The 23167-nt window shown below is 65.5% G+C and carries 17 protein-coding genes; 9 read left to right on the forward strand and 8 right to left on the reverse strand.

Annotated elements, in window-relative coordinates; all coding sequences use genetic code 11:
- Positions 1-19: 19 nt before the first annotated feature.
- Positions 20-1522 (forward strand): CYTH and CHAD domain-containing protein, encoded by a 1503-nt coding sequence (locus JOD97_RS28540; protein WP_209726036.1) that lies wholly within the window; start codon positions 20-22, stop codon positions 1520-1522.
- A 1-nt stretch (position 1523) separates the two neighbouring features.
- On the opposite strand, the gene JOD97_RS28545 is transcribed toward JOD97_RS28540, so the two are convergent.
- From JOD97_RS28545 to JOD97_RS28555, 3 genes are all read right to left on the reverse strand, one after another.
- Positions 1524-1949 carry a hypothetical protein gene (locus JOD97_RS28545; RefSeq protein WP_209726038.1) on the reverse strand — a complete coding sequence of 142 codons (426 nt, stop codon included), beginning with the start codon at positions 1947-1949 and terminating at the stop codon, positions 1524-1526.
- Between the two features lie 36 nt (positions 1950-1985).
- A complete protein-coding gene (locus JOD97_RS28550) occupies positions 1986-2585 on the reverse strand; it encodes a LysE family translocator (RefSeq protein WP_209726042.1) in 600 nt (199 codons plus the stop codon).
- A 96-nt stretch (positions 2586-2681) separates the two neighbouring features.
- The gene (locus JOD97_RS28555) at positions 2682-3665 is read right to left on the reverse strand and encodes a LysR family transcriptional regulator (protein WP_209726044.1); all 984 of its coding nucleotides are present in this window, start codon (positions 3663-3665) and stop codon (positions 2682-2684) included.
- Positions 3666-3798: 133 nt separating this feature from the next.
- On the opposite strand from JOD97_RS28555, the gene JOD97_RS28560 reads away from it, so the two are divergent.
- Entirely contained in the window at positions 3799-4509 is a 711-nt protein-coding gene (locus tag JOD97_RS28560) for an HAD family hydrolase (protein WP_209726046.1), read from the forward strand.
- A 53-nt stretch (positions 4510-4562) separates the two neighbouring features.
- Positions 4563-5840, forward strand: coding sequence for an NAD(P)/FAD-dependent oxidoreductase (locus tag JOD97_RS28565; RefSeq protein ID WP_209726048.1), 1278 nt, complete (start codon positions 4563-4565; stop codon positions 5838-5840).
- Between the two features lie 13 nt (positions 5841-5853).
- Here JOD97_RS28565 and JOD97_RS28570 read toward each other — a convergent pair whose 3' ends face one another.
- Complete coding sequence (locus JOD97_RS28570) at positions 5854-7458, reverse strand: methyl-accepting chemotaxis protein (protein WP_304511225.1); 1605 nt, start codon at positions 7456-7458, stop codon at positions 5854-5856.
- Positions 7459-7610: 152 nt separating this feature from the next.
- Here JOD97_RS28570 and JOD97_RS28575 point away from each other — a divergent pair, with 152 nt between their 5' ends.
- The 4 genes from JOD97_RS28575 to JOD97_RS28590 all read left to right on the forward strand — a co-directional run bounded on the left by JOD97_RS28575 (position 7611) and on the right by JOD97_RS28590 (position 12291).
- Positions 7611-9149 carry a hypothetical protein gene (locus JOD97_RS28575; RefSeq protein WP_209726051.1) on the forward strand — a complete coding sequence of 513 codons (1539 nt, stop codon included), beginning with the start codon at positions 7611-7613 and terminating at the stop codon, positions 9147-9149.
- Positions 9146-9685, forward strand: coding sequence for a DinB family protein (locus tag JOD97_RS28580; RefSeq protein ID WP_209726053.1), 540 nt, complete (start codon positions 9146-9148; stop codon positions 9683-9685). The genes JOD97_RS28575 and JOD97_RS28580 overlap by 4 nt, the downstream gene beginning before the upstream one ends.
- A gap of 4 nt (positions 9686-9689) precedes the next feature.
- On the forward strand, positions 9690-10721 hold the full coding sequence (locus tag JOD97_RS28585) for a 2-hydroxyacid dehydrogenase (protein ID WP_209726055.1): 1032 nt from the start codon (positions 9690-9692) through the stop codon (positions 10719-10721).
- Between the two features lie 175 nt (positions 10722-10896).
- Entirely contained in the window at positions 10897-12291 is a 1395-nt protein-coding gene (locus JOD97_RS28590; protein ID WP_209726057.1) for a DUF3422 family protein, read from the forward strand.
- A 1-nt stretch (position 12292) separates the two neighbouring features.
- Here JOD97_RS28590 and JOD97_RS28595 read toward each other — a convergent pair whose 3' ends face one another.
- Positions 12293-13144 (reverse strand): alpha/beta hydrolase, encoded by an 852-nt coding sequence (locus JOD97_RS28595; protein ID WP_209726059.1) that lies wholly within the window; start codon positions 13142-13144, stop codon positions 12293-12295.
- 154 nt (positions 13145-13298) lie between these two features.
- On the opposite strand from JOD97_RS28595, the gene JOD97_RS28600 reads away from it, so the two are divergent.
- Positions 13299-14078: an alpha/beta fold hydrolase gene (locus tag JOD97_RS28600; protein WP_209726061.1), complete on the forward strand. Its 780-nt coding sequence runs from the start codon at positions 13299-13301 to the stop codon at positions 14076-14078.
- A 1-nt stretch (position 14079) separates the two neighbouring features.
- Positions 14080-14931, forward strand: coding sequence for a S9 family peptidase (locus JOD97_RS28605; protein WP_209726063.1), 852 nt, complete (start codon positions 14080-14082; stop codon positions 14929-14931).
- Positions 14932-15063: 132 nt separating this feature from the next.
- On the opposite strand, the gene JOD97_RS28610 is transcribed toward JOD97_RS28605, so the two are convergent.
- The 3 genes from JOD97_RS28610 to JOD97_RS28620 form a co-directional block, all read right to left on the reverse strand.
- The gene (locus JOD97_RS28610; RefSeq protein WP_229264795.1) at positions 15064-17838 is read right to left on the reverse strand and encodes a glycoside hydrolase family 2 TIM barrel-domain containing protein; all 2775 of its coding nucleotides are present in this window, start codon (positions 17836-17838) and stop codon (positions 15064-15066) included.
- Positions 17835-20180, reverse strand: a complete 2346-nt coding sequence (locus JOD97_RS28615) for a glycoside hydrolase N-terminal domain-containing protein (RefSeq protein ID WP_209726065.1) — start codon at positions 20178-20180, stop codon at positions 17835-17837. The genes JOD97_RS28610 and JOD97_RS28615 overlap by 4 nt, the downstream gene beginning before the upstream one ends.
- 87 nt (positions 20181-20267) lie before the next feature.
- Positions 20268-23144: a TIM-barrel domain-containing protein gene (locus JOD97_RS28620; protein ID WP_209726067.1), complete on the reverse strand. Its 2877-nt coding sequence runs from the start codon at positions 23142-23144 to the stop codon at positions 20268-20270.
- Positions 23145-23167: the final 23 nt, after the last annotated feature.

Raw genomic sequence — 23167 nt, forward strand, 5'->3', positions numbered from 1 at the left:
TTTCATCTACACTAGGGCGATGGAAGTCGAACTCAAACTACTATTGTCCCCCGCCGACAACGAGGCGCTGATGCGCCACCCGCTGATCGCCACGCACGCCAGCGGGCCCGCGCGCAAGCAGCTGACCACCGCGCATTATTTCGACACGCCGGACCTGCATTTCCTGCATCACGGCGCCGGCCTGCGCGTGCGCAAGGTCGGTGACGAGTGGATACAAACGATGAAGGCCGGCGGCAGCGTGCAGAGCGGCTTGCACAGCCGCAACGAGTGGGAATGCCCGGTGGACCGCGCCTGGCCGCGCCTGGGGCGCCTGCGCAAGCTGATCGGCGACGACGAGCAATGGCTGGAGATGCTGGCCCTGCCGGACCTGAAGGAGCGGCTGGAGCCGCTGTTCGTGGTGGAGGTCGAGCGCCACACCTGGGATCTGGACATCGAAGGCAACCGCATCGAGCTGGTGCTCGACCACGGCCACATCGAGCGCCACGGCCGCAAGGTCGACGTCAACGAAATCGAACTCGAACTCAAGGACGGCGAACCGGCCGCCCTGTACGCGTTCGCGCTGGAACTGCACCAGCGCATCCCCCTGCGCCTCAGCAACATCAGCAAGGCCGAGCGCGGCTATCTGCTGTGCCGGCAAACGGGCACCGCCCCCTACCGCGCGCAGGCGCTGAGCCTGGATGCGGACGCCACCGTCGGCGAAGCCCTCAAGACCATCCTCGACAACTGCCTGCAGCACATCCAGCGCAACGAGGACGCCGTCATCCATGGCGACGACCCGGAAACCTTGCATCAGATGCGCGTCGGCCTGCGCCGGCTGCGCTCGGCGCTAAAACTGTTCGACACGGTCGCCCCCTGCCCCGATCCGCTGGCGGCCGACATCGCCTGGCTGGGCACGGAACTGGGCGCCGCCCGCGACGCCGACGTGCTGCTGATGTCGACCTTGCCGCGCATCCAGTCCAACCCCGGCGGCAAACACGGCCTGATGGAATTGCAGACGCTGGCACTGGCGGCGGCGCGCAGCTACCGCAAGGTGGCGGCGCAGGCGCTGCTGTCGCCCCGCTACACGCAACTGTTGCTGTCGATGGGCGTGTGGATGCAGCACCTCGCCACGGACGTGCCGGACAGTCCGCTGCCCAAATTCGCCCACTCGACGATGCAGCGCCTGCACAAGCAACTGATCAAGCGCGCCAACCGCATGGACGACGCCGATGCGGCCTCGATCCACCGCACCCGCATCGCCGCCAAGCGCGGCCGCTACGCGCTGGAATTCTTCCATTCGTTGTACCGGCGCAAGGGCTCGCGCCAATACCTCAAGACGCTGGCGGCGATCCAGTCCGAGCTGGGCCAGCACAACGACCTGATCATCGCCGACCGGCTGTTGCAGGAAATGGCGGAGCAGCATCCGGACGCGGCCGACAGCATCGGCTACGCGCGCGGCTATCTGCAGGCGCTACAGTCGCAAAAGCCGGTCGACCTGGACGCCATCCGCGACACGCTGCACCAGCTCAAACTGCCGCACTGAATCACTGCGCCGAGGGGCCGCCGGCGGCCGGCACCGGCTTGGACGTGACCGTCCACGTCAACGTGCCGGCGCACTTGGCCGCCGCCACCGACGACAGCGCGTGGTCGGCGTCCTCGCTGGCCAGCGGGTACTCCCTGCTGCCCTCGATCTTGAAATGCAAATCGGGCATAGTGGAACTGGCGGTCTTCGACAACACGGGCAGGAAGCCGCGCTCGGACAATATGCGCCGGCAAGGCTCGATGCCCTTCAGATCGAACGATTCGAGCTTGATGCTGAACACCCAGCGCTCGGCCACGCCGCGCGCGGCCAGCACGGGGTCGGGCAGCATCAATTGCGACGGCAACGTGGCGGCGCCGGCCTGGGCGCCGGCAAGCATGCCCAGCAGGGAGGCGGCCAGCAAGGCGGCGCGGGCGGTACGACGGTACATGGGCTATCCTTAAAATCCAGTCAAGCCGCCATGGTATCAGCCCACGAGAATTGGATATAGCGTGGCCACCAACAACAGCGCCATCACCACATTAAAGATGCGCACCGAGCGCGGGTCCTGCAACAGCCGGCGCATCGCCACGCCGAACATCGCCCACGCGCCGACGCCGACGGTGCCGACGGCGTTGAACACCAGCGCCAGCTGCGCCACGTCGCCGGCGCCGAAGCCCTGCGGCAGGTAGGTGGTGATGGCGCTGATGGACATCACCCACGCCTTGGGATTGATCCACTGGAACGCCGCCGCACCGAAGAACCCCATCGGTTTGGAGCGCGCCGCCTGCTCGGCGCTCATCGGCGCCGCGTGGGCCAGCTTCCAGGCCAGCCACAACAGATAGATCGCGCCGACGTACTTCAGTATCAGCTGCAACAGCGGAAACCGCACGAACACCGCGTGCAAGCCCAGCCCGGTGGCGAAGATCATGAACGCGAAACCGAAAGTGATGCCGAACAGGTGCGGCAACGAGCGCCTGAATCCGTAGTTCAGGCCCGAGGCCATGATCATCGCGTTGTTCGGCCCCGGCGTGAGCGAGGTGACGGCGGCGAAGGTGCACAGAGGCAGCAGCAGGTCGGGCGGCATATTATTTTCCGGTGGCAATCAAATGGTTCATTGTAGGCGCAACTGTGCTGGTGCGTACCGGTACAGTTATGCACACCGTGCTTCCACGTGTACTGGTCACTTCGCCGATACGACCTTCGCCACCGAACGCGCCGGCTTGCGCTGGCGGCCCAGCAGCTTGTAGAAGCTCTCCAGCTCGCGGCGCACCAGGTCCTGGCCATTCTCGATGACGAAGTCCTGGAACGCCGCGGCCACCTTGGGGATCGGCTGGCCGCTCAGGTGCATGATGTGCCAGTCCGCCTCGACCGGATTTTCCTGCATCGGCAGGATCGCCAGCAGGCCGGCCTCGAACTCCAGGCCGCACGCGTGCACCGACAAAAAGCCCAGCCCCAGCCCGGCCGACACCATGCGCTTGATCGCCTCGTTGCTCGACACTTCGGAGCCGAATTCGGCGGGATGGCCGGCGTCGCGCAGCAGCTTCTCGACCGCCGTGCGGGTGCCGGAGCCGCGCTCGCGCACCATCAGGTTGGCGGCCATGACGTCGTTGAGCGTGATTTTTTTCTTCTTCATCAGCGGATGCGCGGGACTGGCGACAAACGCCATCGGATGCCGCGCGAACTTGGCCGCGTTGGTGCGCAGTTCGCGCGGCGGCGTGCCCATGATGGCCAGGTCGATCTCCTGGCGCGCCAGCATGTTGACGATCTCCGAGCGGTTCCCCACCTGCAGCTTGAGGCGCACGTCCGGCCGCTTGATCGTGAACGGCACCAGCATCGGCGGCAGCAGGTGCTCCGCCGTGGTGACGGCGCCGATGCGCAGCGTGCCGCTGGTGACGCCCTGCAGCGCGGCCAGCTCGTCGCCGGCCTGCTCCAGCAGCCGCAGGATGCGCTCGGAGAAGGTCGCCATCACCTCGCCGGCGGCGGTCAGCTGGATGTTGCGTCCCACTTTGCGCGTGAGCGCGATGCCGGCGATGTCCTCCAGCGTGCGCAGTTGCAGCGACACGGCCGGCTGGGTGACGTGCATCGCCTCGGCCGCGCGTGACACGCTCTCGTGGCGGGCCACCAGGACCAGCGATTGCAGCTGTCGGAAACTGGCGTGATACATAAGCTCTCCCTTATCAACTATCGAATATCTTTAATTTTTCTTTTGTAGATTCTACCGTTATATTTACGTCAATGCGATAAATCAAATTTTTAAGAGATGGGTTCTTCAACCGGCACTGTTTAGCGAGAACGATATGAGCATAGACGTGATCTTCCTTGGCCTCGACGGCGTACTGTTCGACACCGAAGCGCTACATCTGGCGGCCTGCAACGCGGCCTTCGCCAACGCCGGCCTGTCGATACGCTGGGCCCTGCCCGCGCTGCGCGCCGCCGCCACCACCCACGGCTATGCGCGCGCCATCGGCACCGTCAACACCCGCGAGCTGTTCCCGCGCGACAAAGGCCGCGCGGCCGAACTGTTCGCCGACAAGCACCGCCAGTTCCACCAGGCGATCGCCGCCAATCCGCCGGCGGCGCTGCCGGCCGCGCTGACGCTGATCGACGACGCCATCGCCGCCGGCTGCAAGATCTGCATCCTCACCGACCTGCCGGCGCCGGCCACCTCGGCGCTGCTGGCCAACAGCTTCGGGGCCGATGTCAACAGCGTGTTCACGGTGGTCACCGGCGGCGCCGCTTTCGACGGCCCGTCCGGCACCGGCCCGTATGCCAAGGCGCTGCACGCGATGGGCGTCGCGCCCGCCGACGCCATCGCCATCGACACGGCGGTACCCAGCCTGCGCGCCGCCGAGGAAGCCGGCCTGTGGACGGTATCGGTGGCCCCCTACGGCGCCGACGTGGTGCGTCCACGCCAATTCATCACCTTCGAAGCGCTGAACGAATTGCGCTCCAGCCCCTACACGCCCGACCAGCAGCAAGACCAGGACCACCACAACCTGGCCGCGTAAAACGCAAGGGTGCCGCCACCGGCACCCATCGAATCACCAACCGGGAGAAAAAAATGGAAACGATCGTCATCGTAGGGGGAGGTGCGGGCGGACTGGAACTGGCCACCCGCCTTGGAGACACGCTGGGCGCCGCCAAGCGCGCGCGCATCGTGCTGGTGGACCGCTCGCCGGGCCACTTCTGGAAGCCGCTGCTGCACACGGTCGCCTCGGGCAAATGCGATCCGCAGGTCACGGAGCTGGCCTTCACCGCGCACGCGCTAGACCATGATTTCGACTTCATCCAGGGCGAAGTGCTGTGCGTGGACCGCGCCCACCAAACCATCACGCTGACGCCGCGCGGCGGCCGCCACGACGACGGCGTCTGCCGCACCATCGGCTACGACAAACTAGTGCTGGCGCTCGGCGCGGTGACCAATTTCTACAACGTGCCGGGCGCCGCCCGCCATGCGCTGACGCTCGACAGCGTGGCCGACGCCGAAGCCTTCCGCCGCCGCTTCGTCGACGGCTGCATCGGCGCCGGCGAACGCAAGGAGCAGGTCAACGTCGTCATCGTCGGCGGCGGCGCCACCGGTGTCGAACTGGCGGCGGAACTGAGCAACAGCGCCCGCGCGCTGGCCGAGTACCGCGTCCACGCGCTCGATCCGGAGCGCGACATCCGCATCACCGTCATCGAACGCGGCGACCATCTGCTGCCGCACCTGCATCCGCTGCAATCGCAGCGCGCCGCCAACCATCTGCGCTCGCTGGGCATCGCCGTGCGCACCGCGACGGCCGTCGCCCACGTCACCGACAACGCGGTGATCGACACCGCCGGCGCCGCCCACCGCGCCGACCTGACCTTGTGGGCGGCCGGCGTCGAGGCGCCGGAACTGTGCGCCAACTTGGGCCTGACGCTCAACCATATCCGCCAGATCGTCGTCGATTCCAGCCTGCGCGCGGCCTGCGACAGCCGCATTTACGCGCTCGGCGACTGCGCCAGCTACGTCTGTCCGGTCAAGGGCGCGGCGCCGCCGCGCGCCCAGGTCGCGCATCAGCAAGCGATGTTCCTGGCCGAGCTGCTGTCACGGCGCGACGACGACGGACCACGGCCCGGTTTCCGCTACCACGACTACGGCTCGCTGGTCTCGCTCGGGCCGCAGACGGCGGTCGGCGTGCTGACCGGCGCCATCACCGGCAAGAGCATCCGCGTCGGCGGGGCCACCGCCAGCCTGCTGTATGAGCTGATGTACCAGAAGCACCTGCTGCAGCTGCACGGCGCCTTGCGCGTGGCGGCGCAAACGCTGGCGGACTGGCTGCGCGCCAAGATCCTGCCGCCGGTGCGGCTGCACTAGCCCAGCGCTGGCGTCAGGAAAGCCGCAGGCGCGGCGACAGCTGGCCCCTGCCGGCCCCGCCGGCGCCATCGGCCACCGTGAACTGGCCAACCTGCGCCAGCAGGGCCTGCGCCTGTTCGCGCATGCTGGCCGCCGCGGCGGCCGCCTGCTCGACCAGCGCGGCGTTCTGCTGGGTCATCTCGTCCATCTGGGTGATGGCGACGTTGACTTGTTCGATGCCCGAACTTTGCTGCTCGCTGGCGAGCGTGATCTCGCCCATGATGTCGGCCACCTTGCGCACGCTGGCCACCACCTCGCCCATGGTCTGGCCGGCGCGGTCCACCAGCCGGCCGCCTTCATCGACCTTGCCGACGGAATCGTCGATCAGCGCCTTGATCTCCTTCGCCGCCGACGCCGAGCGTTGCGCCAGGTTGCGCACCTCGGAGGCCACCACCGCGAAGCCCCTGCCCTGTTCGCCGGCGCGCGCCGCCTCTACGGCGGCGTTCAGTGCCAGGATATTGGTCTGGAAGGCGATACCGTCGATGACGCCGATGATATCGACGATCTTGCTGGAGCTGGTCTTGATCGAGCCCATGGTCTCGACCACCTGGCCGACCACGTCGCCGCCGCGCACCGCGATGCCGCTGGCCTGCGTCACCAGTTCGTTGGCATGGCGGGCGTTGTCGGCGTTCTGCCGCACGGTGCTGGTCAGTTCCTCCATCGAGCTGGCGGTTTCCTCAAGCGCGCCGGCCTGCGCCTCGGTGCGCGCCGACAGATCGGCGTTGCCGGCCGCGATCTCCTGCGCCGCCACGGTGATGGTGTCGGTGGACAGGCGCACGTCGCCGACCAGCTGCGACAGGTTGAGGTTCATCTGCCCGAGCGCGTCGAGCAGTTGCCCGGTTTCGTCGCGCGCGTTGTTCTCCACCCGCGAGGTCAGGTCGCCCGCCGCCACGCGGCGCGCCAGCGCCACCGCGCGCTCCAGCGGCTGCGCAATGGAGCGGCCCAACGCGAACGCCAGCGTCCCGCCCAGCAGCAGGATCACGACACCGAGCGCGATCATCAAATTACGGCTGGCGATATTGATCTCCTCGATATTCCGCGTGGACTCGTCGATCTGGCGGCGCTGCTCCTTGAGCAGTGCCTCGGCCGAAGCCAGATAGGCGGCGCTGATCGGGTTGTAGCGGTCGCGCATTTGCTGCAGCGCCTCGTCGGTCTTGCCGGCCTTCTTAAGGGCCAGGATGTCGTCACGCGCGCCGAGAAAGGCCTTGCGGCGCGCGCCCAGTTCGGCGAACAGCGACTTCTCGGCTTCGGTGTCCATGCGCGCCTCGACCTGCTTTTGCAGCGTGCTGGAGGCGTCGGACGAGGCTTTGATGAGCGGCGCGAAATAGGCGCCCAGACTGGTGTCGGTGCTGACGATGATGGCCGTCGTGCGCGGCACCGCCGCGAACATGTAGCGGTACCACTCCTGCAGATAGCGTTCGGTGGCCATCGGCTCGTCGAGCATCTCGCGGGTGGCCGCGGCCACGCTGTGCAGGCGGGTGACGCTGACCACGATCGCGATCAGCGACAGCAGGAGTATGCTGGCGAACCCCATGATCAGGCGCCGTTTGACACTGATGTTGCTGAACATTGTGAGCATCTTGGTCCTCCTACTGGATAGGCTGCGATCGAACATCATAGACCGAAAATACCAGGTGATCGACACTCTGTTACTCTTACGCAACAAACAATTGGATCGTGTCGCCTCGCGCCCGCGCCCCCTTGACACCCACCTCGTTCTATAATGGATTCATGACGACCATCTCTCCACTCAATCGGGATATCGGCGCCAGCGCCTCGATTTCCCGCACGCCCTCCCCCTCCGCGTCCAGCCAAGTCTCCGGCGCGGCCGGCGGCGGCGCGTCCACCACGGTGTCGCTCGGCGCTGCAAACCAGGATGGGCGGCAGGCCAAGGCCGTGGTCTGGGAAAACCGCACGCGGAGCACGTCGAGCATGCTGATGGCGCGGAACTTCGCCGATCAGCCGCTGGCGGGACGCCTGAAGGGCCTGGGCGGCGAGCTGCTCAAACAGGTGGCCTACGACGGCGAGGATTTCTCGCAATCGATCCAGCAGGCCCCCGGCGGCGGGCAAGCCGACACCTACGAGATGCTGGTGTCGCCGTCGCAGGTGTCGCAGCACGGCATGGGCGACAACCGCATCGGCCTGACCATCACCACCCGCAGCGGCGTCTCCGTGGAACTGTCGCTCGACGCCGGCGACAACAGCATCGCGGTCGAAGCCAAAAGCAGCGGCAAGCTCAATGAGGTCGAACGCAAGGCCCTCGGCAAACTGTCGGAAGCGTTCCAGAAGGCGGTCGACGGCCTGACCGAAGAGCCGCCCCGCGTCGACCTGGCCGGCCTGACGCAGTTCGACAGCGGCGTGCTGGCGTCGGTCGATCTGAAGGGGGAGATCAAGCTCAATCCCAAGGAAACGCAGCGGCTCGAATTCCACGCCGACAGCGCCAAGCGCACCGTCAGTTTCAGTGGCCCGGACGGCGTGGCCAAGATCGGCGTGGACCTGAGCCAGCCGGCCAGCTGGGGCAGCAAGGAGCAGCAGGCCAAGGCGCTCAACCGCTATCTGCAGCAGGTCGACCAGGCGGGCATGCGCGGCCAGGGCAACGCCGCCATGCTCTCGATGTTCAAGGACGCGCTGGTCGACATGAACAGCGACTACGGCACGCCGGCGCTGGCGCCGCGCGACATGCTGCTCACCGACCGCGATCGCGCCACCACCACCGGGCTGGCGGACTTCACCGCCTCCATCACGCAAACCGAGGTCGCGTCCAATCCCGCCAAGTCCACCGAGAAGGACAGCTTCGCCTACGAGCTGTCGCAAAAGACCAGCATTTCGGGCCGCTCGCACATGGACCTCGCGCTCTCGCAGCAGCAACAGTCGCACCTGAAGGCGCGCTACCACGCGCCGGTATCGGCGACGGCGACGCTGGCGCTGGGCCTGGAGCCGCAGTCGCAGAACTACAAATACACGATGATCGACGAATCGGCCAGCAGCACCACCAGCATCGCGTACGACCAGGGCAAGCTGGTCAAGGCCTCGCTGGAGATGCAGGCCAGCCGCTCGACCCGGGTCCTCGACTACATGTTCGGCAAGCTGAAAAGCGACCACACCTCGCCATCCGGCAAGACCATGACGCGCGACCTGCTGCCGACGCTGGACCCCGCCGATGGCGGCCAGTCCATGGGCGACTATGAGCGCGCCCAAATGCTCGCCAAGGTGAACGACGCCATCTTCCTGCAATCGAATCCCGACGCCATACCGAACGAACGCGAATGAGCACACCTGAACATTTTGTCCTGCTGGCGAAGTACAACGCCGACATGAACCGCAACCTCTACACGGCGGCCGAGCGGCTGCCGCCGGGCGAACTGACGGCGGACCGCAAGGCCTTCTTCGGTTCCCTCGCCGGCACCATGAACCACCTGCTGGCCGGCGACACCATCTGGCTCAAACGCTTCGCCACGCACCCGGCCAGGTTTCCGGCGCTGGCGGCGATGGACGGGATGCCGCAACCGGGCGGCCTGACGCACAGCTTCGGCGACGACCTGGCCACGCTGCGCCGCCACCGCGAACAACTCGACGCCATCATCAGCGCGTGGGCGCCGCAGATCACCGCGGCGGATCTGGCGCACGGCTTCGAGTACCGCAGCACCAGGGGCGACGTCTACCGCAAGCACTTCGGCAGCGTGGTGGCGCACTTCTTCAATCACCAGACCCACCACCGGGGCCAGGCCAGCACGCTGCTGACGCAGGCCGGCGTCGACATCGGCGTCACCGATCTGCTGCTGTGGGTACCGGACCTGGAAGCGTGACGACATGAAAATCGCAGTCTTCAGCGCCCAACCCTACGACCGCCGTTTTCTCGACGAGGCGCGGCTCGCCGAGCTTGAAAAAACGCCCTCGGCGCCGATCGACGCCGTCTATTTCACCGACCGCCTGACCATCGACACGGTGGCGCTGGCGCAGGGCTGCGCCGTGGTCTGCGTGTTCGTCAACGACATCCTGGACGCGCCGGTGCTGCAGGCCTTGCACGCGCTGGGCGTGCGCGCCGTGCTGCTGCGCTGCGCCGGCTTCAATAACGTCGACGTGCAGGCCGGCGAGCGGCTCGGCATGTTCATGGCGCGCGTGCCCACCTACGCGCCGGAAGCGGTGGCCGAACACGCGCTGGCGCTGGTGATGACGCTCAACCGCCGCACACACCGCGCCTACGCGCGGGTACGCGAGGGGAATTTTTCGCTCGACGGCCTGCTCGGCATGACCTTGCACGGCAAGACCGTCGGCATCGTCGGCGCCGGCCAGATCGGCACCGCCGCCGCCCACATCTTCAAGGGCCTCGGCTGCACGGTGCTGGTGAGCGATCCGGCGCCGCAGTTGCAGCTGCAGCTGGGCGCCATCGCCGCCCGCGTCACGCTCGAGCAGCTGCTGGCGCAATCGGACATCGTCTCGCTGCATTGCCCGCTGATGGAGGCCACGCGCCATCTGATCAACGCCACCAGCCTGGCGCTGATGAAGCCCGGCGCCATGCTGGTCAACACCTCGCGCGGCGCGCTGATCGACACCATGGCCGTCATCGCCGCGCTCAAGTCCAAGCAACTGGGCGCGCTGGCCATCGACGTCTACGAGCAGGAAAGCGACCTGTTTTTCCACGACCATTCGAGCGACATCATCGACGACGACGTGTTCCAGCGGCTGATGACGTTCCCGAACGTGCTGGTCACCGGCCACCAGGGCTTTTTCACCATCGAAGCGATGCGCGAAATCGCCGCCGTCACCTTTGCCAACCTGGCCTGCCACACGCGCGGCGAGCCATCGGCCAACGCGCTGGCCGCCAACGCGCGGCCAACTTAGCATCGCAATCCTCAAAAAAGTGATCACCCGGGGGCGTTTTCCCCGGTAACATCACCGATACGCATGACCGCCATGCGCAGCGCCCGGTTGTGGCCGCGCGCCGCCTGGCATATACTGCATTGCAACAATCCGGCTTTTTCCCATAACTAATAAAACTGTTTCACCGGAGAATGTCATGTCCCTCGCTTACCGCGCCACCGCCGATTTCGCCAAATTGAACCACCCGATGCGGGTGCCGCTGTCGGCCGAAATCCATTCACGCCCGTTCCTGCAGCTGCAAGCGCCGGAAAGCCTGACCCATTTCGCGCTCTACGTGCAGCAGGATCAGCCGTCCCAAAAATACCATCGCGGCACGCAGCACCAGATCCTGCAGCAGTTGTGCACCCACTACGGCGTGGCCGTGCCGCATCCGCAAGCGCGCTACTTCTTTCACGACTTCGGGCGTTTTCGCCTGAAGTGGGAATGCCACACCGAGTTCGCCACCTACACCTTCGTCGAGTGCGGCGATCCGGCGCTGGATTTGCGCCAGTCGTTCGAGCGCATGCCGCTGCAGCACGTGCCGCAGGAATGGCTGGCCAGCCTGTATGGAAAAATCATCGTCGCCTCGCACGTCCTGCTGCGCCGGGGCGACGCGGCCGGCGCCGACGAAGAAGCCATCAGCGAACTGTTTCAGGGTAAATCGCTGGTCGGCAGCAGCGTTGGCAGCGGTGCCGAGGTCTGGACCGATTTCCTGATCCAGCCCGATGGCTTCAGCCGCTTCATCGTGCGCGATCTGAGCCTGCGCGAATTCCAGGCCGGCCGCCTGGTCGGACGGCTGCTGGAAATCGAAAACTACCGCATGATGGCCCTCCTCGGCCTGCCGCACGCCGAGGCTTCGCAGCCGCAGTTGAACGGCATCGAGAACGAGCTGGCCGACCTGACCGCGACCCTGGTGCAGGCCGACATGCCGCCGTCGCAGGAAGCGCGCGTCACCGACGCCCGCGAGGAGCAGAACCTGCTGCACCGTATCACCAGCCTGGCCGCGCGGCTGGAAAAACTCTCGGTCAACAACAGCTACCGCTTCGCCGCGTCGCAGGCGTATTTCAGCCTGGTGCAGGCCCGCATCCACGAGCTGCGGGAGGTGCGCATGGCCGGCTCGCCGACCCTGGCCGAGTTCATGGGCCGCAGGCTGGCGCCGGCGATCCACACCTGCACCTCGGTCTCGCAACGGCAGGAAGCGCTGGCCAAGCGTATCGCCCGCAGCAACGACCTGCTGCGCACGCGCGTCGGCATCGAGCAGGAACGCCAGAACCGCAAGATCCTGCAATCGCTGGACACGCGCGCGGCCCAGCAACTGCGGTTGCAGCAGGCGGTCGAGGGCCTGTCGGCGGTGGCGATTTCGTACTACACGCTGGGACTGATCGGCTATGCCGGCAAGGCGATGAAGGCCGGCGGCCTGCCGGTCAATCCGGACATCCTGCAAGGCGTCGCGGTGCCGGTGGTGATCCTGGCCGTTTGGATGGGCCTGCGCCGGGTGCACAAGCAGCTGACGGCGCGTCCGCAGGCGGCCGCGCAGCGCCACGCCGCCTAGATCACACCAGCGGCTGGCCGGGTTGACTGAAGCGGCTCGCCAGGAAGCTGGCGATGCGCTGCTGCGTCGATTCCAGATAAGGGATGTTCATGTGGTCGGAATCGGGCACGATTTCGTCCGCGTGCAGGGTGCCCAGTTTCTGCACCAGCAGATCGGTGTGCGAATGCGGCACCACGTCGTCGAATGCCGCGCGCAGCACGTAGGTCGGCGCCTTGAGCTGGTGCGCGTACTTGACCGACTCGAATTTATGCCGCAGCACATACTCCACCGGCAGCGTCCTGAATTTGCGCTTGGCGATCGCCAGGATCGAATCGTAGGGCGTGATCAGCACGATGGCGTTGGCCTCGCGCTCCATCGCCACCTGCACCGCCACGCCCGAACCGAGGCTGCGGCCGACGACCGCGATGCGCTTCGGGTCGACGTGGTGACGCTCGCTGAGCCAATCGAACAGCATGCGGCCATCCTCGACGAAATGGGCCTCGGCCGGGTCGCCGTGCGAATCGCCGTAGCCGCGGTAATTCACCGCCAGCACCGCCATGCCCGGGAACAGCTTGCCGGCGTCGCGCGCCACCCACGACACCTCCTCCGAGCGGCCGCCGAAATAGACCACGCCCGGATGCGGCCCCGCCACCGGTGGCGTCATGAGCCATCCGGACAAACGGGTGCCGTCCTTGGAGCGCACCACGATGGGGCGCGTGCGGTGGCCGGTGCTGTAGGGCTTGAGCACCTCGCGGCGGCTGCCGAGAGGATTAAACAGCAGCCGCTTCTGGTTGGCCGCGACCGCCGCCGTCAATCCCATCCACAGCACGCTGACGATGCCGGCGAGACCGGCCACTTTTTTTGAATTGTCCATCCCTCTACTTTACTCTGGTCGGCGCTCGCCGCTGTACGCTAGCGAACAAATACATTTTCCTATCATAAACACTAAATACGGGCGGCTTGCGCTTTCTCAAGACGGGGTGGCGCGAACCGGTATAATCCGCGCAGCGTTCACTCTCCCGTCCCCTATGAAACCGGCCATCGTCCTGCTGCACAGCTCCATGAGTTCCAAGGCCCAGTGGGCCGCGCTTGTGGAACAACTCACCCCCGATTTCCGCTGCATTCCGCTCGATTTGCTGGGCTACGGCGGCGCGCCTTATCCCCCCGGCGCCGACCAGGACGAAGCATACACCCATACGCTGGCGCACGAAGCGGACGCCATCACCGCCGCCCTCGCCGCCCATCTGGCGCCGGACGAAGCGTTCCACCTGGTCGGCCACTCGTTCGGCGGCGCCTCCGCGCTGCACCTGGCGCGCCGCATGCCGCAACGCATACGCACCCTGACCTTGTTCGAGCCGGTGGCCTTCCACCTGCTGCCGGAGGACGACGCAGCGCGGGTGGAGATCGTCACCGTCGTCGGCCGCATCATGGCGTGCGCCACGGACCGCGACGCCACCCGCATCTTCATCGACTACTGGAACCGTCCTGGCTCGTTCGACGCCGCGCCGACGTCCGCGCAGGACAAGATGATCGCGCAGATCGCCAAGGTCAAGCTGGACTTCCAGGCGCTGCTGGGCGAACCGGTCACGCTGGCCGACCTGGCCGTGCTGACCATGCCGGCGCTGGTGCTATCGGGCCAACACAGTCCCGCGTCGACGCGATCGCTGGCGGCGCGGCTGGCGACGGCCCTGCCCAACGCCCAGGCGCTGCAAACACGCGGTGGCCACATGGGACCGATCACCCACGGCGACGCCGTCAACCCCGTCATCGCCGCCTTCCAGCGCGGCGAACTGATAACCGAAGGCTGACATGCACAGCGCATCCACGTTGATTAAGCGCGGCCTGCTGGCACTGGCCTTGGCCAGCGTCGCCGCCCTGTCGCATGCGGGCGTGAAGCCGGTGACGGTCGCCCCGCAGGTCACCGGCGAGTGGGTGACGCCGGACGGCGCCTGGGACGGCCGCACGGTGCTGCTGCTGCACGGCTTCGCCGACGACCTGAATGGCGCCGGAGACCTGAGCAAACGCATGTCCGCGAAGCTGGCGCAGATGGGCATTGCCTCGCTGCGCATCAACTTCCGTGGCGAAGGCGCGCGCATGCGCAGCGACATCGACTCGACCTTGGACAGCCGCGTCGCCGACACCGAGGCCGCCTATGCCTTCCTGCGGCAGCAGGCCGGCGTCAAGGTCGCGCACAGCGCGGTGCTGGGCTGGAGCCTGGGCGGCGCCACCGCGATGGTGGTCGGCGGCAGGCATCCCGACTGGTTCCGCAGCATGGTGCTGTGGTCCACGCCGAGCGGCGACCTGTATAAATACTTCATGTCGAAGCCGACGGCGCAAAAAGCGGTGCGCGACGGCGTCGCCTCCGAGGTGGTGCCGGGCTGGAAAACCATCGTCACCAAGCGCGAATTCTACGAGAGCTTCAAAGGCGTGGATTTCGACAAGGCGCTGGCAGCCTATCCGGGAGCGTTCTTGACGGTCCGTGGCAGCAAGGACTACCTGCCGCAGCGCGACCTGGATCTGATCCGGATCGCCCCGGGCAAACCGGCGCAGGCGGAGATGATCGACGGCGCCGACCACGTGTTCAACGTGTTCGAAGCGAACAGCCCCGCGCCGCAACGGGTGATCGACATCACGGCGAATTGGTTAGCTAAAACCCTGTGACAGTGTAAAGATCACCTTGGAGACACGTAGGGCGGATTAGGCGGAACGCCGTAATCCGCCATCTATGAGCCGTCGACGGCTCATGGCGGATTACGCTACGCTAATCCGCCCTACGGTCCGATCTCACAACCTTCAACGGTCGCCCACCACGATATCGATCGTATTCTCCAACCAAATCCCCAGGTTCGGCGTACGTCCCCGCTGCGCCGACGGTCCCAGCTCTTGCGGCGGATGGAACTTCGTCCCGATCGGCAAAATCGCGTTCAAAAACGAGATATCCCCCGGCGGGAAATCCATATGCGTGTCCTTCGGCTCGAACCCCGCCCCGCTGGCCTCCCTCGGCGTAAACACCCGCAGCGCGATATCGTCGCTGTGATTGATGAACATGATCGGCAAGGTCCTGGTGGCCAGCTCCGCCCAATACACCTTGTCATGGAAGCCTTTAAACTCCGGGTAATTCCACGACAGCCCGGTGATGGTATCGTTATAAGCCTTCTGCCACACATCGAACTCCACACCCTGCGTGCGGTTCTTCCAGACGCGATAAGGACCGCGACCCAGCCAGCGCATCGACTGCACCTGCGCATCCGGATAGTCGAAGGTGACGCCCAGCGCGTCAACATACTTGGCGGCCTCCATGCTGTACGCATAGTTCACGCTCAAGGTACCCGCCGGGTTGAGACGCCAGTTCACCTTGCGCAGATTGCCGTTGAATTCCGCCTGCACCACCACATCGTCGCCATCGCGCCGCGCCGCGATGCCCTTCAAAGTCGCCGTCCCCGCCACCAGACGCGGGCCGTTCGTCAGCGGCACCACGACATCGCCCTTTTTCAGCGAGCGCAGATAGCCGGTGCCCTTGTCGATGACGGCGCTCAACGCGCCCGCCTTCAGCTCGAAGCCGTCCGCCTGCTCGGTCACCGTCGCCGCAGCCGCCGCCGGCGCCGCTGGCTGCATCCGCTGCGCCACCTTCTGCGCGCTGGCGATCATCCACGACCACGTATAGATCTCGCGGCCATCGCGGTCCGTCGCCGTGAAGTACAGCGCATCCTGCTGCGCCCAATCGGCCGGCAAGGCGATGCTGGTGGTACCGCGCATGCCGGCGGCGACATCGGGCGCCTTCGCGCCACCCCTGGCCACGACGGTGTGGCCGGCGTCGCGGCCGAACTTCACCAGCTGCCAGCTCAACTTGACCTGGTTCAGATTGGTCATGTCGTAACGGTTCTCCAGCGTGATCCTGCCATCGAAGGTGGGCGGCAGGAAGGCCATCTCCGACAGCGGCAAATACACCGGCGTCCAGATTTTCTTCACCGCGTAGTAGCTGCCTTCCTTCTCGCGATACGGTCCGACGATGCCGTCCGGGGCCAGGTTGCCGGCGACATCGATCTCGCCATTTTTATCGTCGCGAACGATACCCTCGTCGGCAAAGGACCAGATAAAGCCGCCCGCGCTCAGTGGATTGGCCAGCATCCCCTTCCACCAATCGTCGAGGCTCGCGCCGGCGCCGCCGTCATACAGGCCATGCAGGAATTCGGTCGGCATGAACACATCGCGGCCATGGAACAGCGACGTCGCGCAGCAGTCGTAGGTCGGATAGTGGGCGGTATCGATGCCGCCGAAGTTGGCCCACGGGTGGATCACCGGGCGGTTCTGCGTATCCCACTGGGCAAACAGCTTGTCCAGGTCGCGATTGAAGCCGCCCTCGTTACCGTTGGCCCAGAAGACGATCGACGGATGGTGCTGGTCGCGCTGCACCAGCTCCTTCACCAACGGCGTGGAGACGTCGGTGTCGTAGAACTTCTGCCATCCGGTCAGCTCGTCGATCACGTACAGCCCCACCTCATCGGCCACGTCGAGGAAATGCGGGTCCGGCGGATAGTGGGACATCCGCACCGCGTTCATATTCATCTCCTTCATCAGCTTCGCGTCCTGGTAGCTCAACGCCTTGCTGCTGGCGCGGCCGGAGGTCGGCCAGATCGTGTGCCGGTTCGATCCCTTCAGGCGCACCTTGTAGCCGTTGACGTACACGCCGTCGCGCTGCCGCAGCTCGATGGTGCGAAAGCCGATGGTCTTGCTGACTTCATGCACCACTTTCTTGCCGCTGACCAGTTGGAAGTTCACCTTGTAGCGCTGCGGATTCTCCGCCGACCATGGCGTCACCTTCGCGACATTCCCCTGCAGATGTGTCTTGCCGTCGACCACCGGCGCCGCCATCTCCTTGCCGAGCGCCTTGCCATCGAGCGTGGTCACGCGGGCGACGACCTTGGCGTCCGCCTGGCCCGCAAGGAAAACATCGGCGCTGAAGTCGCCGTTGTGGCGCGCATCGAGGCTGATGCGATCGATATTATCCTGTGGCTTGGCCTCCAGCCACACGGGCCGGTAAATCCCGCTGAACAGCCAGAAATCGGCGCTGCGCTCGGCGCGGTTGACCGACGCGTTGGCAGAGAAGCGATTGACCGTCACCTCCAGTTGATTGCTCTGGCCGGGCTTCAGCAGCTTCGAGATATCGTAGCGGAACTCGTAGAACCCGCCCTGGTGGACGGCGCCAGCCGGCTGGCCGTTGACCTTGACCAGCGTATCGGTCATCGACCCGCCGAACACGATGTCGATCCGCTTGCCCTGCCAGTCGGCCGGCACGTCGAACTTGTGGCGGTAGATGCCGGTGGTGTCCGGCGCCGGGTCCTTTTCCCAGTCGCTGAAGTAGCGGTAGGTGCCGAAGCCCTCCATCTCCCAATTCGACGGCACCGGTATGATCTTCCACACGCCGCTATTGCGCCCGCCGTTGACCATGAATTCCCAATCGACGCGATGGTCTTTGTCGGTGCCGCTCAAATACCGCACCTGCGTGACTTCCGCGAATGCCAGTCCGCTCAGCGCCAGCAGCAGCGTGCCAAGAATCCGTCGCATCATAGTTTTTCTCCCAGACGTTTGCTCTCCCCGACCTTGAGGTCGAGCGGTATGACCTTGTCGCCGTAGCGCACCTTGCCGGCGCCTTCGCCGGCCGTGCGGCGTATCGTGGCGGAGGCCAGCTTGCCGTTCTTCCATGCCAGATCGACCTCGTAGCCGCCGCGCGCGCGCAAGCCCTTGACCGAGCCGGAGTCCCAGGCGGGCGGCAGCGCCGGCAGCAGGTGCAGTTCGCCCGTCTGCGACTGCAGCAGCATTTCGCAGATCGCGGCGGTGGCGCCGAAATTGCCGTCGATCTGGAACGGCGGGTGCGCGTCGAACATATTGGCGTAGGTGCCGCCGGCGTTGTTCGATTCCGTGCCCTGGCCGCTTTGCTGGGCGGCGCGCGCGCCGGGCTTCGCCAGCTGCCCGCGCAGCATCTTGTACGCGTGGTCACCGTCGAGCAGGCGCGCCCAGTAGGCCGTCTTCCACGCCATCGACCAGCCGGTGCCGGCGTCGCCGCGGCTCTCCAGCGATTTGCGGGCGGCGGCGGCCAATTCAGGCGTCTTGGTCGGCGAGATCTGGCGACCCGGGAAAACGCCGAACAAATGCGACACATGACGATGGGTGTCGCCGGGCTTGTCCAGCACCGGATCGTCCTTCTTCTCCTCCATCCATTCCAGCAGTTGGCCCCAGCTGCCGACGCGCGGCGCGGCCAGCTTGTCGCGCAGGCCGGCCACCTGGTCGCGGAACGCCGCGTCACCCAGCACGCCGGCCGCTTCGGCGGTATTGTTGAACAGGTCCCAGATGATGGACTGGTCGTAGGTCACGCCATCCTCGATCGGGCCATGCTCCGGCGACCAGCCCAGCGGCGCGACCAAGCGCCCGTCGGGCAGCAGCTTCAGATAATCCTGCCAAAAGGCCACCGCCTCCTTCATCACCGGATAGGCCACCTGGCGCAGATAGGTTTTGTCCTGGGTGTACGCGTAATGCTCCCAGAAGTGCTGGGCGTACCACGCGTTGCCGGTCTTGTTCCAGATGTAGCCCATGGCGCCGAACGGATTGGACTCGGTGCGCACGGTCCAGCCGCGCACCGGCTTGCCGGCGGCGCTGACAAAGGTCTCCTCCTTCTGCACCGCCTGGCCGCTGAGGTCCGGTGCGGCCATCACCACGGATGCCGGATCGGCGATCGCCTTGGCCGCCGTCTCGGCGATCAGCTGCCGGTACACGGGCGCCACGCCCTGCACGAAGTCCAGGAACGGCAACGCGTGATCGGACAGATTGGCCGGTTCGGCGGGCCAGTAGTTCATCTGGACGTTGATGTTGGTATGGTAGTCCGAGCGCCATGGCGGCGACGGGTTGTTGTTCCACAGCCCCTGCAGGTTGGCCGGCAGCGAACCGCGCGAGCTGGAAATCAGCAGGTAGCGGCCATACTGGAAGAACTGCGCCTCGAGCTCCGGGTCCCTGCCCTCGGCGGTATAGGTTTCGATGCGTTGATCGGTCGGCAGCGCGCGGCGCGCCGCCGTGGCCGCGCCGAAGTCCACGCTCACGCGGTTGAACTGCGCCTGGAAATCCTTGCGGTGCTCGGCCAGCAGCGCGGGCCACGGGCGCGACGCCGCGTTGACCTGCGCCGACACGCGCGCCAGCGGATGCTCGCCCTGGAACTTCCTGGCCGCGTCCATCGCATAACTGGTGCCGGCGCCCAGTATCAGGGTCACCGCGTCGCAGCCGGTGAAGGTGATCTTGTTGCCGTCGATGGCGATGGCGCCCCCCTCGTTTTGCACCCTCACCTGGCTGGCGTAGTCCATCGCGTTCGACGACGGCTCGCCTTTGCCGCGCAACGAACCGGTGGCGACGATGCGGTTACCCAGCGCGTTGATCTGCGCGTCGTGCATGTCGGTCAGTTCGATCGACCCGGTGTACTGGCCGCGCTTGTCGGCGCTCAGCCGCACCGCGATCACCTGCGCCGGATAGCTGGCCAGGGCCTCGCGCTTGAACTTGACGCCCTTGTACGTGTAGCTGACGCTGTGCAAGCTCTGGCCGATGTCGAGCTGGCGCGAATAGCCGGTGGCCTGCTCGTGCCCCGGCAGGTTCACATACACGTCGCCGAACGGCTGGTACGCGCCCATCACCTTGTCGTCGCCGGTCCACAGCGTGATGTCGTTGAACTGGATGCGCTCGCGCGCCAGCTGGCCGAAGATCATCGCGCCGATGCGGCCGTTCCCGATCGGCAGCGCCTCGCGCTCCCAGCCCTGCGGCGTGTCGGGCGCGGGCTGTTTGTAGCGCAGCGTCAGATCCGGCGCCGCCGTCGCCGCGATGGCGACAACCGCCGAAGAAAAAAACAGCGAGGAGCGCAGCAAAATTTTCATAGGTGTCTTCTGATAGAGCAGAGAAAAACGGCGGAGGCGGCATGCACCGCCCCCGCCGTCATCGAGGAATCATCGTCGGTGCGAAAATCAGCGCTTGACGGTGACCGCCTTGCCTTCATAGCTGACGACTTTGTCGGCGGCGTCGAAGTTGTCCGAGCTCGATACGCCGGCCTTGATGAAGCGCACCTTGAACTCGCGCTTGGCGACCATGCCCTTGAACTGGCCCACCCGCTCGCCGATGGTGACGGTGCCGGTCTTGTCGTTGTAGCTCAGCGGAATACGCGAGAACTCGTTGCGCAGGTAGGCGTTGGAGACGCCGTCATCCTCGTACAGGCTGAATTTGCCGTCCGCGCCGGTGTAGATGTTCAGCGTGATCGGCGCATCCGGTTTCTCGTCGACGTACTGCGTCACCGGACCCAATGGCAGGATCGCGCCGGCCTTCACCAGCAGCGGCATGCGGGTTTCCGGCGCCTTGATCGAGGTCTTGGTGCCGCCCTTGTGCACTTCGCCGGTATAGAAGTCATACCAGTTGGCGCCCTTCGGCATGTAGACATCGCGCTCGCGGCCACCGTACACGTACACCGGCGCCACCATCAGGCTGTGACCGAACAGGTACTGGTCCTTGATGTTCTTGACCGCGTCGTCGTTCGGGAAGTCCATCACCAGACCGCGCATGATGGTGCCCGAATCGTGGTAGGTCGTCGCCGCCGTCGAATAAATGTACGGCATCATGCGGTAGCGCAGCTTGTCGTACCAGACCATCGATTCGCGCATCGGCGAGCCTTCCGGCGAGATCTCGTGGATCTCGCGCTTGACCACCTCGCCGTGCGAGCGGAACAGCGGCGAGAACGCGCCGAACTGCCACCAGCGCAGATTGAGCTCGCGCCATTCCTTCATATCTTCCGGATTGGCCACCGCCGCGCCGACCGCGCGGTTTTCCTGCGCCGTGCCGGTGGCGCCGACCTGGTAGCGGGCTTCCTGCGCGTAGCCGCCGATATCGTGCGTCCAGTTGGGGATACCCGACATCGACATGCTCACGCCGGCCGAGATCTGGTCGTACAGATTGTTCCAGCGGCTGGCTGTGTCGCCGCTCCACAAGGCGGTGGCGTTGCGCTGGATGCCGGCGAAACCGGAACGCGACAGGATGAACTGGCGCTTCTCCGGCTGATCGTTCTTCAGGCCCTGGTAGAAGCCCTCGGTGTGCACCAGGCTATATGGATTGAAGGTGATTTCGCCGGCGCCGTAGACGGTCGGTCCGATCAGCTTCTTGAAGTCCTCCAGGCGGGTGTTCGACAACACGTCCGGTTCGGTGTTATCCATCCACCAGGCGTCGAAGCCCAGATCGACCAGCTTGGACTTCATCTGGCGATAGTACATCTCGCGCGCGCCCTTGGTGTACGGGTCGTAGTGGCTGTTCTTGTAGCCCGGGCCCACCCAGTCAAGATCGCCGTTTTCGACGTTCTTGGTCCACATATAGCCCTTCGACGCCAGCTCCTTGTAGTTGGCGGTGTTGTCGTAGAACTTGCCCCAGATCGAAATCATGATGCGGGCGTTGTTCTTGTGGACCTCGTCCACCATCCCTTTCGGATCGGGGAAGCGGGTCTTGTCGAAATCGTGCGAACCCCAGCCGTCCTGCGGCCAGTAGAACCAGTCCTGCACCATCGTGTCGACCGGCCAGCCCTGCTTGCGGTACTCGCGCAACACGCCGAGCAGCTGCTCCTGCGTTTCATAGCGCTGGCGCGACTGCCACAGGCCATAGGCCCACTTCGGCATCATCGGCGCCTGGCCGGTCAGATGGCGGTAGCCGGCGATGACGTTGTCGATGCTGGTCTCGCCGTTCACGACGTAGTAGTTGATGCTCTGCGCGACTTCCGAGGAGAACGTCAGCGAGTGGCGTTCCGGCGCCGGCAGCGGATCGTTGTGCGTCATGGCGATCATGCCGCCGGACGGCTTCCATTCCACATGCAGCTTGACCGGTTTGCCGGCTTCGAACTTCTGCTCGAAGTTGTGGTACCACGGGTTCCAGCCCTGGCGCCAGACGTCCATGACTTCCTTGCCGTCCATGCTCAGCTTCGCGTAGTCGGACGCATACATCTGCATCTTGTGCACGCCCGTTTTGTCGGAGGTCAGCGTGCCGTCCCACACCACCTTGACGCCGACCGCCTTCTTCGGATCGCCCAGTTCCTTCGGCCAGTTCTCGGCCACGTCCTTCAGGTATTGGTAGTCGATGTCCTTTTCCTGGCGCGTCAGCACCAACTTGCCGTCGACGTAGTAGCGCGCGGTCAGGCCGCCGGCATTGCCTTCGTCGTCGACCAGTTTCAGGTCGCGGCTCAGGAAGCCGTACGGCTTGGTGTCGCCGAAGCGCGAGATCGAATTGTTATCCCACAAAACGCCGTAGTTCTTGTCCGAGACGACGAACGGCACCGCGATGACCATATTGTGCTGCATCAGCAGCACGTCTTCGCCGTTCAAATTCATCTGGCCGTTCTGGTGCTGGCCCAGGCCATAGTATGCGTCCTTGGTGCCGTGGTTGAAGCCCTGCTTAACCGCCATGAACGGCTTGCCGCCGATGTCCACGGGCGTCATGCTCTCCGAGGCCTGGCTCAGGAAAGCCTTGCCGGCCGCGTTGAAGAACTGCACCTGGCCGGTCGCCAGCGACACGGCGACGGAGATTTTCTTCGCCTTGAGCGTGACCTTGTCCTTGCCCGAAGCGGTGACGCTGAAGATACCGCTAACAGGTGCGGCCACCGTCATCAGCGAGGGAGTCAGCTCCTTGCCTTCCTTATCGGTCTTGACGACATGGATGATGTTGTCGCTCATGACCTCGAGCCGCACTTCCTTGGCGCCGGCATCGGGCTTGACCACCACGCCGGTGGCGGTCTTTTCAAACGTCCCGGCCAATGCGTGGCCGGACATCATCACCGCCAGGCACGAAGCCGCCGGCACTATCGCTTTGAATCGCATGTTCTATCTCCTGTGTTTTTTAT

The sequence above is a fragment of the Duganella sp. 1411 genome, from assembly GCF_017833525.1.
Taxonomy (GTDB): Bacteria; Pseudomonadota; Gammaproteobacteria; order Burkholderiales; family Burkholderiaceae_D; genus Rugamonas.

Bases quoted from the DNA above. Each gene is read 5' to 3' on its own strand.
- JOD97_RS28540 (WP_209726036.1), top strand. From the start codon at position 20: ATGGAAGTCGAACTCAAACTACTATTGTCCCCCGCCGACAACGAGGCG.
- JOD97_RS28545 (WP_209726038.1), bottom strand. From the start codon at position 1,949: ATGTACCGTCGTACCGCCCGCGCCGCCTTGCTGGCCGCCTCCCTGCTG.
- JOD97_RS28550 (WP_209726042.1), bottom strand. From the start codon at position 2,585: ATGCCGCCCGACCTGCTGCTGCCTCTGTGCACCTTCGCCGCCGTCACC.
- JOD97_RS28555 (WP_209726044.1), bottom strand. From the start codon at position 3,665: ATGTATCACGCCAGTTTCCGACAGCTGCAATCGCTGGTCCTGGTGGCC.
- JOD97_RS28560 (WP_209726046.1), top strand. From the start codon at position 3,799: ATGAGCATAGACGTGATCTTCCTTGGCCTCGACGGCGTACTGTTCGAC.
- JOD97_RS28565 (WP_209726048.1), top strand. From the start codon at position 4,563: ATGGAAACGATCGTCATCGTAGGGGGAGGTGCGGGCGGACTGGAACTG.
- JOD97_RS28570 (WP_304511225.1), bottom strand. From the start codon at position 7,458: ATGCTCACAATGTTCAGCAACATCAGTGTCAAACGGCGCCTGATCATG.
- JOD97_RS28575 (WP_209726051.1), top strand. From the start codon at position 7,611: ATGACGACCATCTCTCCACTCAATCGGGATATCGGCGCCAGCGCCTCG.
- JOD97_RS28580 (WP_209726053.1), top strand. From the start codon at position 9,146: ATGAGCACACCTGAACATTTTGTCCTGCTGGCGAAGTACAACGCCGAC.
- JOD97_RS28585 (WP_209726055.1), top strand. From the start codon at position 9,690: ATGAAAATCGCAGTCTTCAGCGCCCAACCCTACGACCGCCGTTTTCTC.
- JOD97_RS28590 (WP_209726057.1), top strand. From the start codon at position 10,897: ATGTCCCTCGCTTACCGCGCCACCGCCGATTTCGCCAAATTGAACCAC.
- JOD97_RS28595 (WP_209726059.1), bottom strand. From the start codon at position 13,144: ATGGACAATTCAAAAAAAGTGGCCGGTCTCGCCGGCATCGTCAGCGTG.
- JOD97_RS28600 (WP_209726061.1), top strand. From the start codon at position 13,299: ATGAAACCGGCCATCGTCCTGCTGCACAGCTCCATGAGTTCCAAGGCC.
- JOD97_RS28605 (WP_209726063.1), top strand. From the start codon at position 14,080: ATGCACAGCGCATCCACGTTGATTAAGCGCGGCCTGCTGGCACTGGCC.
- JOD97_RS28610 (WP_229264795.1), bottom strand. From the start codon at position 17,838: ATGATGCGACGGATTCTTGGCACGCTGCTGCTGGCGCTGAGCGGACTG.
- JOD97_RS28615 (WP_209726065.1), bottom strand. From the start codon at position 20,180: ATGAAAATTTTGCTGCGCTCCTCGCTGTTTTTTTCTTCGGCGGTTGTC.
- JOD97_RS28620 (WP_209726067.1), bottom strand. From the start codon at position 23,144: ATGCGATTCAAAGCGATAGTGCCGGCGGCTTCGTGCCTGGCGGTGATG.